This is a genomic window from Polaribacter aestuariivivens (genome assembly GCF_005885675.1).
Lineage (GTDB): Bacteria > Bacteroidota > Bacteroidia > Flavobacteriales > Flavobacteriaceae > Polaribacter > Polaribacter aestuariivivens.
Map to the genome: position 1 here is coordinate 201,604 of NZ_VANR01000001.1, position 16,511 is coordinate 218,114.

A 16,511-nucleotide genomic window follows, 5' to 3' on the forward strand; every position below is an offset into this window, starting at 1 on the left:
TTATTAAATAATAATTAAGATTTATAATACACTGATAGTTAGAGTAAAAAGAATTACAGCTTATTTATTAACTGCATATTTTCCTTTTTTATAATTTTTGGAAGGAATGGAGTCTAAAATAAAAGGTATAGAAATCAAACCATCTTTTGAAGATTTATAAAGTACAAAATGTAAATGTGGTTGTGAAGAATACCCTGTATTACCTGAATAGCCTATTGGTTGACCCTTTTTTATAGAGTCTCCTTTTTGTACCAAAACGCCATCTTTTTTAAAGTGTGCATACTGCACGTAAGTTCCGTCTTTGTGAAAAACAAATATTTTATTTGCTTTATCCATATATTTCTCAGAATTACCTCCTTCATCAGAGTCGCTTTTTGTTTGAATTACTACGCCATCTCTTATTGCACAAACTTCTTGACCAATTTTCATTTTAAAATCTATAGCGTATCTAGAAGTCGGCTTTCTATGACTAAAACTGCCATTATTTCCTTGTAAAACTTTATAACGTTTTCCTTTTAAAAAAGGGAGACCATAATTGTACAACGTATCGTAAGCTTTAGGTATAGAATTACCATATTGCAATTGAAATCTGTAGTGTTTATCTAACGCTATTGTATCAATTTCTGATTTATGAAACTTTAAAACGGTTAAAGTATCAGGTTTCGTGAAATCTATAAATTGGGTTTTATTTTTATTTAAATTTTCTATTTTTAAAAAAGAAGTAGAAATCACATTATTGTTAATTATCACAAAAACAGAATCTTTTTCAGTTTTAAATTTTATATAATTTGGTCTTTTATAAGCTTTTTTTTGAGCACAAGAAATTAATAAAAAACAGATTAAAAGAGCTCTAATATACATTTACCTCATAATTTTATTTGGAAAAACAACTACACTTTCATGTCCGTTTTCACCAACTGCAGCAACCCCAAAAAAGAAATTATCTATTACAATTCCCTCTAACGTAAATTCTGTAGTTTCTACATATCTAGAGTTGTCCCAAGTTGGTGAAGTTGTATCTCTCCAATAAATTTTATACCCTTTTGCACCCTCAATTTTATTCCATTTTAATTTTGCTGAAGCCTCTACAATACCACCAATAGCAACTTCTTTTGGAGCTTCTGGAGCCCAAGCTAAACTTGCTAAATTTATGGCATTTACAGCTGTTAATTTTTTAGCATAACCAAAATTTACATGCTCAAAAGTATCACCGTATTTAATTCCATTTTCTGTTCTAATATCTTGGTGTTGTTGCGTGTAATTTTCATGCGCTTCCATAATTCTGATGCCTGCAAAACCTAGATCATTAAAAGGTCTGTGATGACCTCCTCTACCAAATCTATCCAATCTGTAAATCATCATTGGGTTCATTTCTGGCATATATGTTTTTGTTGTTTTGTGAATATATCTTGCTAATTGACGTGAAATTCCATCAACTTCTCCACCATAAAAACGACGCATTCTTCTTTGTCTTTCTGTTTCGTTTGCTGGCACTGGTTCAGAAAAAATTCTAAAGCTTCTATTATCAATAACACCATCTACACCTTCAATATTTCCAATCATATCGTTATTTAAAACTCCAATAATTTCCCAGTTTTTATCTTTTGCATATTTTGCTAATCCTGCTCCACCAAAAAGACCTTGTTCTTCACCAGACAAACCAACATAAATAATACTACTTTCAAACTTATATTTGCTTAAAACTCTTGCAGCTTCAATAGTTCCTGCCATTCCAGAAGCGTTATCATTGGCACCTGGAGCATCTTTTGTAAAGTCTGAACCATTGCTGTTTCTAGAATCAATATCACCACTCATAATCACAAATCTGTTTGGATATTTTGTTCCTTTTTGAATTGCTACTACGTTTACAACATACGCATCATGAGGTACTCTATTACTCATTTTTGTTGTTACCAAATCTTTTTGATAAAAAACATTGATACAATTGTTACAGTTTTTAGAAATGGTTTCAAATTCAGATTTTATCCAACGTCTTGCAGCTCCAATTCCACGAGTATTAGAAATGGTGTCTGAAAAAGTATTTCTTGTACCAAATTCTGTTAATGTTTTTACATCTGCCTTAATCCTATCTGCAGAAACTGCGTCAATTATATCATAAATTTTAGCATCTGTTTGTGCAAATGTAACTGCTGTAAATAGTGTAAGTAAAAAAGTTATTTTTTTCATTTGTAGTGATTTTTTCTTTTATTTAAATACCTTTAGAAAGGTTTTAGAAAAACTTTGTATTTATTTCAATAAAGATAATAACTTTAAAACGTTTATAAATAGTTTATACTCATTTTTTAGAGTTGAAATAATAAAACTTAATATTTTTTGTAGGTAGTTTTTCCAGACTGTAAAAAGTTAATAATATGATTTATAGACCTTTCTTTAGCTTTTAGTAACGTTTTTGTAAAATCGAATAAGAAAACTGATTCTTCACCTATTGAAACAAAATCTAAAATTTCTTTATCCGTTTTTGCATCAAAAACCTCTACTTTTACAGTAACAACACAATATTCTACAGATGTTGGAGCTTGCATTCCCATTCCATTCATATTCATTCCTCCAGCAGAAGTCCACTCTACTCTATTAGAAATATGAACATTTGAAAAGTAGATAATATAGTCTGCATTTTCCTTTTTTAATGAAGTATAGCTTGTGTTTTTTGTATCAATAAAAACTTCAGAAAATAAATTGCTGGCAATTGCTTGTTGCTTAAAATCATTTAAATAGCTTGATGTAAAGTCATTTGTAGTTGTAAAATTTTTATCAAATGTTTTTGTAAAGTTACTTACTTGAACATTTTCTGTAGAAAAAGCGAGAACTTTTTTTGTTTTTGGTGCTACAATATCTTCTTTTTTAGAAATAAATTGCACATAGTTTTTTGAGACCTTGCAAGAAGTCATGTTAAAAATGAAACTACTTAAAGCGATTACTAGAATAATTTTTCTTTTCATGTTTTTATATATAAATAACAAAACTAGTTAATTGAATATAATTAATTTGAAATGAAGTTACATACTTTTAATTTATAAACACAGAAAAGAAAACTACACTCATATAAATCCAAAAAAGTGTAAATAATATGTGCATTATGGTCTCAAAGTTTTTTCCTTTCCAAAGTTTTTTGGAATAAACAATTCAATAAAAAACCAAACCAATTTCTACTTCTTTTAAGAAAGATTTATATTTACAAAAATATTTATTTTATGAAAAAATTACTTTTTACGTTACTTTTAATAATTGGTTTTTCTTGTTCTAGTGAACAAACAGATTTTAATGCAGAAAACATTGCAGAAATTGAGGCATACATATCAAAAAATAATTTAGATGCTAAAAAAACGGTTTCAGATTTGTACTACATTATTAATTCTTCTGGCAATGGTAATTTTCCTACTTTCAACTCAAACGTAACAATAGCGTACAGAGGTTACTTCTTAAATCAAGAAACTTTTGATGCTTCAGACAATGCAACATTTAACTTACAGGGTGTAATTCCAGGATTTAGTGAAGCTGTTACCCTTTTAAAACCTGGTGGTTCTGGTACGTTTATTTTACCTTCTAAAATTGGCTATGGAAATAGTGGAGCTGGTAAAATTAAAGGTGGTCAGGTTATCATTTTTGATATTACTTTAAAAAGTATTAATTAAATAATATAGTAAACAATGAAATTATTAGGAATAGGCTCAAGAATTAATCATGATGAGTATGGTTTTGGTGTTGTAACAAATGTAGATAGCAAACAATATTGGGTAACATTTCAAAAAAACGGATTGGAAACAATTCCTTTAAACGATGGTTTTGAAGTTATTGAGGCTGTTGAAAACGAAGTAGATTCAGTTTCGTTTATGGATGTAGAAAGTAGTTTGAAGAAAATTTTAAGACAATGGTCTGACGTTACTGAAATTGCTCCAATTGCAGATAAATGGAAAAATGGTACTTTAATTTTACAACCAGCAGATTCTAATTTATCCAATAAAGAAATTCCAATTGATACTTTTTTTCATAAAATCGTAATGGTTAGAGATAGAGTTCGTGTAATGGAACAAAAAATAAATTCGAGCAAAACTTTAAACGATCAAGATAAAATTGATTTGCAACAATACATCACCAGAATTTATGGGAGTTTAACTACTTTCAACGTGCTTTTTAAAGTAAAATCAGATCAATTTACAGGAGTAAAATCAAAATAAATACCATTAGTTTGATTGATTTTTATTGATTGAAAAAAATTTGTTTTAAAATTTTGCATCTTTTTTGATACTTTTTTGTCTACTATATGAACATTAAAATAAATATCATGAAAAATAATAATTGTACTTGTAACTGTGAAGGTTGCAAAACTGGAGATTGTAAAAATTGTAGCTGTACAAACTGTACTTGTAGCAATTGTAATTGTTAATATTTCTGTCATTTCGAGCGCAGTTTAAAAATCTTTAGAGTAAAAAGACCTTGCGACTGCGCTCAAGGTGGCAAAGTAAAATTTAAACATGACTACAAACCAAGTTTGGATAAAATATCACTTAGATTTACAAAAATTTATCATCAGCAAAGTGCAAAACAACACGATTGCTGATGATCTTTTACAGGATACCTTTTTAAAAATTCATACAAAACTGCATACTTTAAAAGATGATAGCAAACTAAAATCTTGGTGTTTCTCTATCGCTCGAAATTCGATTTTGAATTATTGGCGAGAAAACAATAAAACAATAGAAATTGCCAATCTAGAAACTGAAACTGCTTCAGATATAACGAAGAACGAACATACAGAACAAGATTGTTTACGAGGTATTTTAAGTAATTTACCAAAAAAATACAGAACTCCTTTATTTTTATCAGATATCAAAGGTTTAAAACAACAAGAAGTTGCAAACCAGTTGAATCAAACTTTATCTACAACAAAATCTCAAATTCAACGTGCGCGAAAATTAATTGCTCAAGGTTTTATGGATTGTTGTGGTTTTGTAATGAATGAAGATGGAAATTTGGTTGGCGAAATTCAAGAAAAAGAAAACTGTAAGGTTTGTAATTAAATTTACTTCACTTTTTTATTTGTCTTGGTTGAAAGTATATGTTTAAATACTTATAAAGATATCCTGTAATTTTGAAAATCGCAAAATATTTACCTCCTCTTCTTACTCTTAGGAGCTCTACTTGCTTTCTTTTTTCTTCTATTAAAAGGTATTGCGTCATCAAAAGTGTGTTGCGCAGTTTTATGAGTTGTTTTATTCTTTTTCCAAGAGTTGTTTTCTGGCAAAAGTTTTTGCAATAAATCTTGTCTTCCAACTTTGTTTAAGGTGTTGCGAATCCAATCTTTGTTTTCTTTTTTATACCAGAAGAAAAATTTATGTTGGTCTTCACGTTCCTTTTTCGTTTTTGGAGTTCTAGTAGGTTTTAGCGTATAAGGATGATAACCAGAATAATAAATAACAGTGGCAACTGTCATTGGAGTTGGCGTAAACCCTTGAACTTGTTCTAATTGAAAACCCATATCTTTGGTTTCAGCAGCCAAATTTGCCATATCTTCTACTTCACTTGCAGGATGACTAGAAATGAAATACGGAATCAACTGTAAGTTCAATTTCTTCTTGATATTTATCTTATCAAAACGTTCTTTAAACTTATGAAAATAGGTAAATGATGGTTTTCGCATCAATTTCAAAACAGGATCAGATGTATGTTCTGGAGCTACTTTTAAACGCCCAGAAACGTGTTTGGTCATTACTTCTTCTGTATAATCATCGAGCTCTTTGGCATCTGCATTTTTATTGAATTCTGGCACTAACATATCATGTCTAATACCACTTCCAATAAACGATTTTTTAATTTTCGGATGCTTATCAACAGCTTGATATAATCCCGTTAAAGGTTTGTGAGAAGTATCTAAATTAGAACATATTACAGGCGAAATACAACTTGGTGCGACACATTTATCGCAGATGGATTGTACTTTCCCTTTCATTTGATACATGTTTGCAGAAGGTCCACCAATATCAGACAAATAACCTTTAAAATCTGGCATATTTGCCACTTTATCAACTTCTCTTAAAACAGATTCTTTACTTCTACTTGCAATAAATTTTCCTTGATGTGCGGAAATAGTACAAAAACTACAACCACCAAAACAACCTCTATGGATATTGATAGAAAATTTTATCATTTCAAACGCAGGAATTGAACCTCGCTTATCATATTTTGGATGAGGAAGCCTTGTGTAAGGCAAATCAAAAGAACCATCAATCTCCTTTTCTGTCATTGTCGCAAAAGGTGGATTAATAACCAACGTTTTTTCACCTACTTTTTGAAAAATTCTTCTTGCTTTTAATTTGTTTGATTCTTGTTCAATCGTTTTAAAATTCGATGCAAACGTTTTTTTATCCTTTAAACACGCTTCATGAGAGTTAATGGTAACATCTTCCCAATCGTTCACAACTGGTATTTTCTCTATTTTAGTATCAATTAAAACAGCTGTTTGCTTAATGTTTTTTAAACTAGAAAACGGAACTCCTTTTTGTAATAACTGAACTATTTCACGCAAAGGTTGTTCTCCCATTCCATACACCAACATATCTGCTTTAGAAGTTTCTAAAATGGTTGGTAGTAATTTATCTGACCAATAATCGTAATGCGTTACACGTCTTAATGATGCTTCAATTCCGCCAATCAACACAGGAACATCAGGAAACTTTTCTTTCAGTATTTTAGAATACACAGAAGTTGCATAATCTGGTCTAAAACCCTTATCACCATTTGGTGTATAGGCGTCTTTGTCTCTTCGTTTTTTACTGGCTGTATAATTAGAAACCATTGGATCCATACAACCACCTGTACAACCAAAAAATAATCTTGGTTTACCTAACTTTTCAAAATCTTGTAAATTATCATTAACATTAGGTTGTGGCACAATTGCCACACGTAATCCGTAACTTTCTAAGATTCGTCCTATTACTGCAGGACCAAAAGACGGATGATCTACATAAGCATCTCCACTAAATAAAATCACGTCTAAGTAATCCCAACCACGAATTTTAACTTCTCTGTTTGTAGTTGGTAACCAATCCGTTAACTGATGTTTTTTAGTTTCTTGCATAGTTTGCAAATTTAAGGAGAAAAAAAATTATAAAATTGTTTTTTAGAAGCTATTTCCTGCTTTTCGTTATATCTTTTTATGCTGAATTTATTTAAATAGCTTTTATATTTAAAAGTAAGCGATTTTTTTGTTGTAGGTGCTAGTTCGAATTAAGCATAAAAAGGATGCCACTTCAATCAGGGCTAGACTTGTTTGCTAGCCAATAGCATTAAAAATAAAGTATGTAAGTTATTTAACAACCAAATGCGGAACTTCATTAACATTCCAATCAATTACCAAACCTCCAGCTAAAGATTTTGCAATTTCTTTTCCGTATAAAAATTCACACAAATACAAAGCAGCTTCAAAAGATTTTGCACCACCAGCAGAAGTAATGTATTTTCCATCGTGTACAAACAATACTTCTTTTCTAATATCTAAATCAGGAAACATTGCTCGCATTTTATCTATATCACTGGGAAAAGTAGTAGCAACTTTATCCTTTAACAATCCTGCTTTTGCCAATACAAACGCGCCATCACAATGTGAAGTTACAAATTGTGCTTCTTTATCTACTTTTTGCACAAAATTTATCATAGCTTCATCTTCTAAATCAGAATCTAAATGATGTTCTGCAGAGGGAATCACCAAAATATCAATCTTCGGCAATGAATCTTTCAGATAATTAAAATCTGGTAAAATTCGCATGCCTTCAAAAGTGGTAATGGGTTTATCTGTATTGGCAACAGTAAACACATTCATTGCTTTGATGTTTTCTCTAAAAATAGTATGCTGAAAAATATCAAAAGGAGCAGTTAATTCGGTATTGTACGTGCCATCCATAATTAAAAAAGCAACATTGTACCTGTCTTTTTCTAATTTTGGAAACACCTTTTTCTCTTTAGTTAAGTCACCTTTAACAGAGTTAAAAAGTCCTTTATCTTCCTTTTTAGACTGACAACTCAAAACAGTAATCATCAATAAGAAAAACAATTTATATTTTATCATTTCTATTTTCTTTTAAAGTTTAAAAGTATACATTTTACGTGAATTTTCTTTCAGGCTATTCTACTTAAGTAAAAACCCTCATTTTAGCTTTTACGTATTCACGCTCTAAAATACAGTATATCAACAACATATCTTTACACCATCAAACTAAAGTAAAAATTATTAATCTTTAAAACTATTTATTATGAACACAAATTTAGCAATGGTGGCTACACCAATGGCAGGAGCTCAAGGTGAAGACACATCTTACAAATCTGCAAAAATTACAAACGGTTATGGTTTAATTTCTAAAGCAGGAGTTTCTGTACAAAGAGGAATAACTGCACATTTAAATGTAAACATGAATGTTAAAACATTAACACAAAACACAGTAACTTCTTGGTTAAAAGACAATAAAAGTGCTTTTTCTAACGAACAATGGTCTAGTGTTTCTGATGGCTTTTCTGCTAGTGGTGCATTTGGATGGCTATTTGGTGGTTCTGCTGGAGCTTACCACAATACACACAATAAACAATTGACTGCGAGTTCTTCACAGCAACAAGGTTTCTTAAAAAGTTTGCATCAGCAACAAGAAACCAATGTAAATATTAATGGAACTTTGGATGCTGTTGGTACAAGTTTTATACCAACTGAAGGCTTTGTATTTGTAGAAGTTACTACTATTACCTTTGACGATAACACTTCTTTAAATGTAATTAACTCTTCTAATAGTACAGTTGCAGATGCTTCTGGAAGTACAAATGGCGTTAAGAAAACTGGTGGAAAATTAAATATTGTACCACTATAAAAAACCAAATAATAGCACTGATTTACAAATTAAATTAGTGCTATTTAAATTAAAAAAATGTCTACAACAAAAACTCAACTTACTACAGGATACATTCCAATTGATAGTTTAACTATGACCATTATTGGTAATGCAACTGCTGATATCAATTTTAATTTTGATGCTGAATTATCTACTATAACAGATTTTAAAAACACATTAACTAACAAAAAATTTATTTGGACGATACTAATTCCTGATATTTTAATATTTGTTGCAAGTTTTTTAATTGATGTATTTACAAAATCTTCTGTACCTGTTATAAAGCAAGTAAAATCTTTTGAGATACCTGACACATTATTAAACGATATCTTTCAAATAGAAACCACCAAAATACATATAGATGGCTCAATTAGCATGACTAATAATAGTAATGCTCCAGTAACAGCTAAAGTTTTTGCTGAGACATTAACTGTTGAAGGAAATGGTCAAAAAAAACATATTATTAATCCTGAAAAATTATTTATTGGCTACATAAATAAAAACTTACAAGCTAAATCTGCAACTCAAAAAATTACTCTAATAAAAGGGGCTAAAGTCAACTCTAAAGTAATTTAACAATCTTCATCTTTCACAATACTTTTTGTTTTGTAAATTTACTTCTCAAATTTTACTAAACAAATTATGAAAAAACACATTTTTTCCTCAATTACATTTCTATTAATATCATTCTTTTTATTTAATTGTACTCCAACTGCAAAAAATGATATAGAAAAAAAAGACACATTTGTTGCTGACAATTATACAAAACAAGAAGTGGATATTGAAATGCGAGATGGCATAAAACTCCACACTACTATTTATTCGCCAAAAGATACTTCAAAAAAATATCCAATTTTAATGCAAAGAACACCTTACAGTTCTGCACCTTATGGCGAAGGAAAATTAAAACCAAAAATTGGTCCTAACGTACATTTGATGAAAGAAGGAAACATTATTGTGTACCAAGATGTTCGTGGACGTTGGATGAGCGAAGGTGTTTACGATAACATGCGCGCTTACATTCCAAATAAAAAAGAAAACCAATCTGATGAAGTTTCAGATACGTATGACACTATTGATTGGTTAGTAAAAAATGTAGAAAACAATAACGGAAATGTGGGAACTTGGGGAATTTCGTATCCAGGACATTATGCAACCGTTTCTACAATTGATGCACATCCTGCTTTAAAAGCAGCTTCTCCACAAGCATGTATTGGCGATTTTTTCTTTGATGATTTTCATCACAATGGTGCATTTTTATTGAGTTATTTTAGAGCAATTTCATTGTTTGGAACGTATAAAGACACACCAACAGATTCTGCTTGGTATTCTTTCCCAAAAATGAATACGCAAGATCAATATCAATTTTTCTTGGACAAAGGTCCTTTGAAAAACTTGAACGAATATTTTCAATATGACAAATTAGATGTTGCTGGCACAGAGAAAAAAGACAGAATTGATGATTTTTTCTGGAAAGAAATTGTAGAGCATCCAAATTATGATTCGGTTTGGAAAAGTAAAGGAATTATTCAGCATTTAGATAAAGTGCCAAGTTCTGTTGCCACAATGATTGTTGGTGGTTGGTTTGATGCAGAAGATTTATATGGCCCTTTAGAAACCTACAAAGCCATTGAAAAACATGGAAAAGAAAATTACAACACGTTAGTTTTTGGACCTTGGGATCATGGAAAATGGGCAAGAAATACCGTTAAAAATACGGTTGGGAATTACTATTTTGGTGATTCTATTTCTTTAAAATTTCAATCTGAAATTGAAACGAAATTTTTTAATCATTTCTTAAAAGGAAGTGGAGATAAAAATTCTGGTTTGCCTGAAGCGTACGTTTTTGATTCTGGAAAATTAGAATGGAAATCTTATGACTCTTGGCCTCCAGAAAATGCAACTAAAGAAAGCTGGTATTTATCTGATAATCAAAAATTAACTGCTGATAAAAAATCAAATTCAGCCATAAAATTTATTAGTGATGTAAAAAGACCTGTTCCTTATTCCGAAGATATAAAAACAGTATTTACACCTCGTAAATACATGACAGATGATCAACGTTTTGCAGCAAGAAGGCCAGATGTTTTAGTCTTTGAAACCGATATTTTAACTGAAGATTACACATTAGCTGGCGATATTTTAGCAAAACTAAAAGTAGCAACTACAGGAACTGCTGCAGATTGGATTGTAAAAGTAATTGATGTGCATCCTGCTGATGTAAAAGAAAATAACGAAGGCTTGCAAGATCATTTAAAAATGAGTAATTATCATTTAATGGTAAGAAGTGAAGTTTTACGAGGACGATTTAGAAATAGTTTTGAAAACCCAGAACCTTTTGTTTCAAACAAAAAAACAGATGTAAATATCAAATTACAAGACGTTTTCCACACGTTTAAAAAAGGACATAAATTACAAATTCAAGTGCAAAGTACTTGGTTTCCGTTGATAGATTTGAATCCGCAAACGTATGTGGACAACATTTACAAAGCAGACGAAAAAGATTTTAAAACGCAAACACACACCGTATTTACAGATTCATCCATAGAATTTTCTGTATTAAAATAACAATCAAAAAACACAAATGAAAAAAACAATTTTAATTTTATTAATTGCTTTTATTGCTCAAATTCAAGCACAAGAAAAAGCAACACCTATTTTTAAAGATGGAGAAGCACAAATAGTAGAAGCATTTAACGACCCAAGTAAATGGATTCGTCATGATTTATGGGTAGAAACTACTTTCGATTCTGATGGAGATGGAAAATTAGACAGAATGCATGTAGATGTAACTAGACCAGCTCAAACTGAAACAGAAGGTTTACAACTACCTGTGGTTTATGAATCAAGTCCTTATTATTCTGGAGTTGCTTCTGGTGGACAAGAGTTATTTTGGAATGTAAAACATGAATTGGGTGAAAAAGTTCCAAATCCTGTACATCCAAATGTTATCAGAAGAGGAAAACGTCCAATAATTTCGAATTCACAAATTAAAACTTGGGTTCCAAGAGGCTATATTGTTGTACATTCTTCTTCTCCAGGAACTGGTTTATCTGATGGATCGCCAACTGTTGGTGGAGACAACGAATCTCTAGCACCAAAAGCTGTAATAGATTGGTTAAATGGACGCGCAAAAGGTTTTAAAGAAAGAGAAGGAAATGAAGAAGTAAAAGCTTATTGGACTACAGGAAAGGTTGGTATGACAGGAACTTCTTACAATGGAACAATTCCCTTAGCAGCAGCTACAACTGGTGTTGATGGTTTGGAAGCAATAATTCCTGTTGCGCCAAATACTTCTTATTATCATTATTATCGCTCAAATGGTTTGGTACGTTCTCCTGGAGGATATTTAGGAGAAGATATTGATGTTTTGTATGATTTTATCCACAGTGGAAAAGAAGAAAACAGAGCCAGAAATAATAAGATTGTTCGAGATACAGAAATGGCAAACGGAATGGATAGAGAAACTGGAGATTATAATGATTTTTGGGCAGGAAGAGATTACATCAACGATATGAAACCTATGAAAGCCGCATTGTTAATGTCTCATGGTTTTAACGATTGGAATGTGATGCCAGAACATAGTTATAGAATCTATAAAAAAGCATCTGAAATGGGTTTATCAACTCAAATTTATTATCACCAAAATGGACATGGAGGCCCACCTCCAATGAAAATGATGAACAGATGGTTTACACATTATTTACATGGTGTAGATAATGGTGTAGAAAATGATGCAAAAGCCTGGGTGGTAAGAGAAAACGACAAACAAGATGAGCCAACTGCTTATGCTGAATATCCAAATCCTGCAGCACAAAATGTTACTTTTTATTTAAATGCAGGCGCTCCAAAAGCCGGAAGTTTATCAATAACAAAACCTTCAAAAAAAGAAAAAGAAACTTTGGTAGATAACTATTCTTTTTCAGCAGAATCTTTAGCCAAAGCAGATTATACAAACCATCGTTTGCTATATGTTACTCCAATATTAAAAGAAGATGTTCATATTTCTGGTTTGCCATCCATAACTATTAAAGCTGCAAGCTCTAAAGAAGCTGTAAACTTATCTGTTTACTTAGTTTCATTACCATGGAATTCAGGAAGAAGAACCAAAATTACAGACAATATTATTACACGTGGTTGGGCAGATTTACAAAACTATAAGTCTCTAACAAGCAGTAAGCCATTAAAACCTGGTCAATTTTACGAAATGACTTTTGAATTACAGCCAGATGACCAAATCATTAAAAAAGGACAACAAATAGGTTTGATGATTTTTTCGAGTGATTCTGAATATACTCTGCTACCTAAACCAGGAACAGAATTAACTGTAGATTTGTCTGAAACAAAAATTACGATTCCTATTGTTGGTGGAGAAAATGCATTTAAGAAATCTGTCGAATAAAACAAAAAGGTCTTGTTCTTTGATGAGCAAGACCTTTATTAATTATGAGAAGAATAACAATTATTTTTTTATTTATTTCAATGGTTTCTTTAGGTCAGAATATGGATAAACACCAATGGAAAAATAGAGTTCTTTTAGTTTATACTGATAATATTAATAGTGAAGATTTTAAGAATCAAACTTTAATACTTGAAGAACATGAGAAAGAACTTCTGGAGAGAAAACTTCTTGTATATCGTTTTTCGAAAGATATTTATAATTTTAATTTTGAAAAAAATTGGAAAACCTCAAACTCTTTGTATAAAAAATACGTACATAATTTAAAGAATTTTAAAGTGTTGTTAATTGGTTTAGATGGTGGCATTAAATTAACACAAAATTCAGTTTTAAAATCTGATAAATTATTTACCATTATAGATGGAATGCCCATAAGAAAAAGAGAACTAAAAAATAAAAATTAGCAGTTTTATAAATGACAGAAAAACTAATTTACGGAATTCAACAAATAGGAATTGGTGTAAAAAATGCAGACGAAGCTTTTAAATGGTATGCTACAAGATTAGGTGCAGACGCACTTATTTTTGATGATAATAATGAAGCCACATATATGGCAAAATATATGGGTGGAAAACCGAGAAATAAAAGAGCATTACTGGGTTTAAACATGCAAGGTGGAGGTGGTTATGAAATTTGGCAATATTTAGATAGAGAACCTTCTGCACCAAAAAAAGAATTTCAACTTGGCGATTTAGGGATTCATTTTCCTTGTATTAAAACAAAAAACATTACTGCTACTTTTAATCGATTAAAAGTATTAAACGAAAATATCATTTCAGAAATCTGTACAGAGCCAAATGGTTCAAAAAGTTTTTACGTTAAAGATCCTTATCAGAACATTTTAAAAATTAAAGAATTTAATTCTTGGTATGCGAATAACAAATTTGATGTTGGTGGAATTTTTGGTGCTGTTATTGGCGTTTCTAACATTGCAAATGCATTACCTTTATATTCCGATGTTTTAGGTTATGACAAAGTTGTATATGATAAAACTGGAGTTTTTAAAGATTTAGCTGCATTAAAAAACGGAAATAAAAAATTTAGGCGCATACTATTAACACACTCAAAAAAACGAGTAGGTGGTTTTTGTAATCTTTTCGGAGAAAGCGAAATTGAATTAATTGAAGCAATCGACACCAAACCAAATACCATTTTTGAAGATAGATATTGGGGAGATTTAGGCTATATTCATTTGTGTTTCGATATTAAAAATATGGAAAAACTATCTCAAGAATGTAAAGCAAAAGGGTTTCCTTTTCAGGTAATTAGTGCGGAGTCTTTTGATATGGGTGATGCAAATGGACATTGGGGTTATATTGAAGATTGTGATGGAACCTTAATCGAATTTATTGAAACACATAAAGTTCCGTTGATTAAAAAATTAGGTATCAATATTAATTTGAAGAATAGAAATCCTAAAAAACCATTGCCCAATTGGATGATAAAAGGAATGAATTTAAAACGAGTAAAGAAATTTAAGTAAAAAAATGACATCTACAGAAATTGCTTTGCTCTTAAATGACGATTCAGAAAAAATTACCAGAATTGGAGAAATTATTGGTAAAAAAATTTCCAAAAAAGATCATTTCGAAACTTTAAACGAATTCGAAAAAAACTTTATTTACATCGATATTTTAGAGCAAAATGTTACTGAGGGTGGTTTTATTCAGTTCTTTTTTAATTCTTGTGGACAATTTACTCATGAAGTTTTTCATGCTTATGTAGCAATCAAAGCAGAAAAAACTGTGGATATTCTTACCAAAGCCATTTTTTTATTTCCTGAAGTTCCTGTTCCAAAAAATTTAAAAGTCCGTCAAGCATTGTTAATGCAAAAAGAATCGAATATCGATTTGTGGGACGAATTAGACCTTCAATTCGAAAAGTATGAAGATGATATCGTACAACTTACACTTAATTATGTTCGAGAAAATATTGCTTATTTCGATTGAGTTTCTTTTTCTTTCTTTAAAATTTTCATCAAAACCCACAAAATAAAAACACCTACTAAAGCAAAAATTGTAAGCATATTTAAAGTTGTTTCAAAACCAAGCTTATCTACCATTTGCATTCCTGAATTATGACTGAAAATATGCGATAACGAAAATGCAATTGCATACAAAGCCATATATTCTCCTTGGTTTCCTTTCTTAGCTCTTTCTACAGCGAAAGCGTTTGAAAACGGAAAAGCAATCATTTCTCCAATTGTCATAAATAACATGCCTATCACTACAATCCAAATCCAAGAAGTTACATTTAACAGGAAAAAGCTAATAGCCACTAAAAACAATCCAATTGCTATTAATTTTATTTTAGAGTTTTTAGTTTTCTGCAACCAATTTATCAAAGGCATTTCAAAAACAAAGATGAAAAACCCATTAAAGCCCATTAGCAAACCAATGTCTAATTCAGACATCATTCTTACATCTTTATAATACAAAGGCATGGTAGAAAAATATTGTAAAAAGGTAAAACCGAAAATAAACATTGCGATAAAAAACACCCAAAAAGCTTTGTCTTTATAAGCTGAAACAGGATTATCAACCTTTACAACATCTAAAATTTTTGCTTTTTTAGGATGCAAAACATTTAACAATAAAATTCCTGCTAATGCGCATGTAATTCCATCTACCCAAAACAAACCTTGATACCCAATACTTACAATAATAATTCCTCCAATTGCTGGTCCAACAGAAAAACCTAAATTAATTGCCAAACGAATTAAGGTTACTGAACGTGTTTTGTTTTCTGGTTTGCTATATGCGTTTAAAGCAACAAACATTGCTGGTCTAAAAGCATCTGCTACCAACATTACTATAAAAATACCAAAACAAAATTCATTAAAAGTAGTGGCATATTGCAATAAAACAAAGAAAACAGCTGTAAGAAATAAACTGAAAAACATTACTTTATAATACCCAATTTTGTCTGTCAACTTTCCTCCTACCCATGTTCCCACCAAAGACCCAATTCCGAAAAAAGACATTATCCAGCCAATATCTGGTTTTGTAAACTGAAGATCTTCGTCTAAATAAATAGTTAAAAACGGAATTACCATTGTTCCTGCTCTATTAATTAAGGTTATCAAAGCAAGCCACCAAACTTCTGTAGAGAGTCCTCTAAAAGTATTTATGTAGTTTTTAAATAAGGCATTCATGGTTGGT

17 protein-coding genes are annotated in these 16,511 nt (G+C 30.6%); 10 read left to right on the top strand and 7 right to left on the bottom strand.

The window, feature by feature from the left end; translation table 11 throughout:
- Window positions 1-60 precede the first annotated feature (60 nt).
- The 3 genes from FDT66_RS14195 to FDT66_RS00875 all read right to left on the bottom strand — a co-directional run bounded on the left by FDT66_RS14195 (window position 61) and on the right by FDT66_RS00875 (window position 2,960).
- The gene (locus FDT66_RS14195) at window positions 61-861 is read right to left on the bottom strand and encodes a M23 family metallopeptidase (protein WP_138534262.1); all 801 of its coding nucleotides are present in this window, start codon (window positions 859-861) and stop codon (window positions 61-63) included.
- Window positions 862-2,187 carry a M28 family peptidase gene (locus FDT66_RS00870; RefSeq protein WP_138534263.1) on the bottom strand — a complete coding sequence of 442 codons (1,326 nt, stop codon included), beginning with the start codon at window positions 2,185-2,187 and terminating at the stop codon, window positions 862-864. It abuts the gene before it with no gap.
- A gap of 137 nt (window positions 2,188-2,324) precedes the next feature.
- The gene (locus tag FDT66_RS00875; protein WP_138534264.1) at window positions 2,325-2,960 is read right to left on the bottom strand and encodes a hypothetical protein; all 636 of its coding nucleotides are present in this window, start codon (window positions 2,958-2,960) and stop codon (window positions 2,325-2,327) included.
- Between the two features lie 252 nt (window positions 2,961-3,212).
- Here FDT66_RS00875 and FDT66_RS00880 point away from each other — a divergent pair, with 252 nt between their 5' ends.
- Complete coding sequence (locus FDT66_RS00880) at window positions 3,213-3,653, top strand: FKBP-type peptidyl-prolyl cis-trans isomerase (protein WP_138534265.1); 441 nt, start codon at window positions 3,213-3,215, stop codon at window positions 3,651-3,653.
- A 15-nt stretch (window positions 3,654-3,668) separates the two neighbouring features.
- Window positions 3,669-4,196, top strand: a complete 528-nt coding sequence (locus tag FDT66_RS00885; protein ID WP_138534266.1) for a hypothetical protein — start codon at window positions 3,669-3,671, stop codon at window positions 4,194-4,196.
- Here the strand turns inward: FDT66_RS00885 and FDT66_RS00890 are convergent.
- Window positions 4,169-4,417, bottom strand: a complete 249-nt coding sequence (locus FDT66_RS00890; protein WP_138534267.1) for a hypothetical protein — start codon at window positions 4,415-4,417, stop codon at window positions 4,169-4,171. The genes FDT66_RS00885 and FDT66_RS00890 overlap by 28 nt on opposite strands.
- A gap of 76 nt (window positions 4,418-4,493) precedes the next feature.
- Between FDT66_RS00890 and FDT66_RS00895 the strand changes: the two genes are divergently transcribed.
- A complete protein-coding gene (locus FDT66_RS00895) occupies window positions 4,494-5,039 on the top strand; it encodes a sigma-70 family RNA polymerase sigma factor (RefSeq protein WP_138534268.1) in 546 nt (181 codons plus the stop codon).
- A gap of 89 nt (window positions 5,040-5,128) precedes the next feature.
- Here the strand turns inward: FDT66_RS00895 and FDT66_RS00900 are convergent, their stop codons facing one another.
- Window positions 5,129-7,096 (bottom strand): YgiQ family radical SAM protein, encoded by a 1,968-nt coding sequence (locus tag FDT66_RS00900; RefSeq protein ID WP_138534269.1) that lies wholly within the window; start codon window positions 7,094-7,096, stop codon window positions 5,129-5,131.
- 228 nt (window positions 7,097-7,324) lie between these two features.
- Entirely contained in the window at window positions 7,325-8,083 is a 759-nt protein-coding gene (locus tag FDT66_RS00905; RefSeq protein WP_246034721.1) for a DJ-1/PfpI family protein, read from the bottom strand.
- Window positions 8,084-8,267: 184 nt separating this feature from the next.
- Here FDT66_RS00905 and FDT66_RS00910 point away from each other — a divergent pair, with 184 nt between their 5' ends.
- The 7 genes from FDT66_RS00910 to FDT66_RS00940 all read left to right on the top strand — a co-directional run bounded on the left by FDT66_RS00910 (window position 8,268) and on the right by FDT66_RS00940 (window position 15,299).
- Window positions 8,268-8,870 carry a hypothetical protein gene (locus tag FDT66_RS00910; protein ID WP_138534270.1) on the top strand — a complete coding sequence of 201 codons (603 nt, stop codon included), beginning with the start codon at window positions 8,268-8,270 and terminating at the stop codon, window positions 8,868-8,870.
- 57 nt (window positions 8,871-8,927) lie between these two features.
- Window positions 8,928-9,467, top strand: a complete 540-nt coding sequence (locus FDT66_RS00915; protein WP_138534271.1) for a hypothetical protein — start codon at window positions 8,928-8,930, stop codon at window positions 9,465-9,467.
- A 66-nt stretch (window positions 9,468-9,533) separates the two neighbouring features.
- Window positions 9,534-11,459, top strand: a complete 1,926-nt coding sequence (locus FDT66_RS00920) for a CocE/NonD family hydrolase (RefSeq protein WP_246034722.1) — start codon at window positions 9,534-9,536, stop codon at window positions 11,457-11,459.
- A 16-nt stretch (window positions 11,460-11,475) separates the two neighbouring features.
- Window positions 11,476-13,293, top strand: a complete 1,818-nt coding sequence (locus tag FDT66_RS00925; RefSeq protein WP_138534272.1) for a Xaa-Pro dipeptidyl-peptidase — start codon at window positions 11,476-11,478, stop codon at window positions 13,291-13,293.
- A 44-nt stretch (window positions 13,294-13,337) separates the two neighbouring features.
- Window positions 13,338-13,754 carry a DUF4174 domain-containing protein gene (locus FDT66_RS00930; RefSeq protein WP_138534273.1) on the top strand — a complete coding sequence of 139 codons (417 nt, stop codon included), beginning with the start codon at window positions 13,338-13,340 and terminating at the stop codon, window positions 13,752-13,754.
- A gap of 11 nt (window positions 13,755-13,765) precedes the next feature.
- On the top strand, window positions 13,766-14,833 hold the full coding sequence (locus FDT66_RS00935; protein WP_138534274.1) for a VOC family protein: 1,068 nt from the start codon (window positions 13,766-13,768) through the stop codon (window positions 14,831-14,833).
- A gap of 4 nt (window positions 14,834-14,837) precedes the next feature.
- Window positions 14,838-15,299, top strand: a complete 462-nt coding sequence (locus FDT66_RS00940) for a DMP19 family protein (protein ID WP_138534275.1) — start codon at window positions 14,838-14,840, stop codon at window positions 15,297-15,299.
- On the opposite strand, the gene FDT66_RS00945 is transcribed toward FDT66_RS00940, so the two are convergent.
- A complete protein-coding gene (locus tag FDT66_RS00945) occupies window positions 15,287-16,504 on the bottom strand; it encodes an MFS transporter (RefSeq protein WP_138534276.1) in 1,218 nt (405 codons plus the stop codon). The two genes, FDT66_RS00940 and FDT66_RS00945, sit on opposite strands and share 13 nt — an antisense overlap.
- Window positions 16,505-16,511 lie beyond the last annotated feature (7 nt).

What these genes read in the sequence shown, in the direction of transcription:
- FDT66_RS14195 (WP_138534262.1), bottom strand. Translation starts at nt 861, where the DNA reads ATGTATATTAGAGCTCTTTTAATCTGTTTTTTATTAATTTCTTGTGCT.
- FDT66_RS00870 (WP_138534263.1), bottom strand. Translation starts at nt 2,187, where the DNA reads ATGAAAAAAATAACTTTTTTACTTACACTATTTACAGCAGTTACATTT.
- FDT66_RS00875 (WP_138534264.1), bottom strand. Translation starts at nt 2,960, where the DNA reads ATGAAAAGAAAAATTATTCTAGTAATCGCTTTAAGTAGTTTCATTTTT.
- FDT66_RS00880 (WP_138534265.1), top strand. Translation starts at nt 3,213, where the DNA reads ATGAAAAAATTACTTTTTACGTTACTTTTAATAATTGGTTTTTCTTGT.
- FDT66_RS00885 (WP_138534266.1), top strand. Translation starts at nt 3,669, where the DNA reads ATGAAATTATTAGGAATAGGCTCAAGAATTAATCATGATGAGTATGGT.
- FDT66_RS00890 (WP_138534267.1), bottom strand. Translation starts at nt 4,417, where the DNA reads ATGACAGAAATATTAACAATTACAATTGCTACAAGTACAGTTTGTACA.
- FDT66_RS00895 (WP_138534268.1), top strand. Translation starts at nt 4,494, where the DNA reads ATGACTACAAACCAAGTTTGGATAAAATATCACTTAGATTTACAAAAA.
- FDT66_RS00900 (WP_138534269.1), bottom strand. Translation starts at nt 7,096, where the DNA reads ATGCAAGAAACTAAAAAACATCAGTTAACGGATTGGTTACCAACTACA.
- FDT66_RS00905 (WP_246034721.1), bottom strand. Translation starts at nt 8,083, where the DNA reads ATGATAAAATATAAATTGTTTTTCTTATTGATGATTACTGTTTTGAGT.
- FDT66_RS00910 (WP_138534270.1), top strand. Translation starts at nt 8,268, where the DNA reads ATGAACACAAATTTAGCAATGGTGGCTACACCAATGGCAGGAGCTCAA.
- FDT66_RS00915 (WP_138534271.1), top strand. Translation starts at nt 8,928, where the DNA reads ATGTCTACAACAAAAACTCAACTTACTACAGGATACATTCCAATTGAT.
- FDT66_RS00920 (WP_246034722.1), top strand. Translation starts at nt 9,534, where the DNA reads ATGAAAAAACACATTTTTTCCTCAATTACATTTCTATTAATATCATTC.
- FDT66_RS00925 (WP_138534272.1), top strand. Translation starts at nt 11,476, where the DNA reads ATGAAAAAAACAATTTTAATTTTATTAATTGCTTTTATTGCTCAAATT.
- FDT66_RS00930 (WP_138534273.1), top strand. Translation starts at nt 13,338, where the DNA reads ATGAGAAGAATAACAATTATTTTTTTATTTATTTCAATGGTTTCTTTA.
- FDT66_RS00935 (WP_138534274.1), top strand. Translation starts at nt 13,766, where the DNA reads ATGACAGAAAAACTAATTTACGGAATTCAACAAATAGGAATTGGTGTA.
- FDT66_RS00940 (WP_138534275.1), top strand. Translation starts at nt 14,838, where the DNA reads ATGACATCTACAGAAATTGCTTTGCTCTTAAATGACGATTCAGAAAAA.
- FDT66_RS00945 (WP_138534276.1), bottom strand. Translation starts at nt 16,504, where the DNA reads ATGAATGCCTTATTTAAAAACTACATAAATACTTTTAGAGGACTCTCT.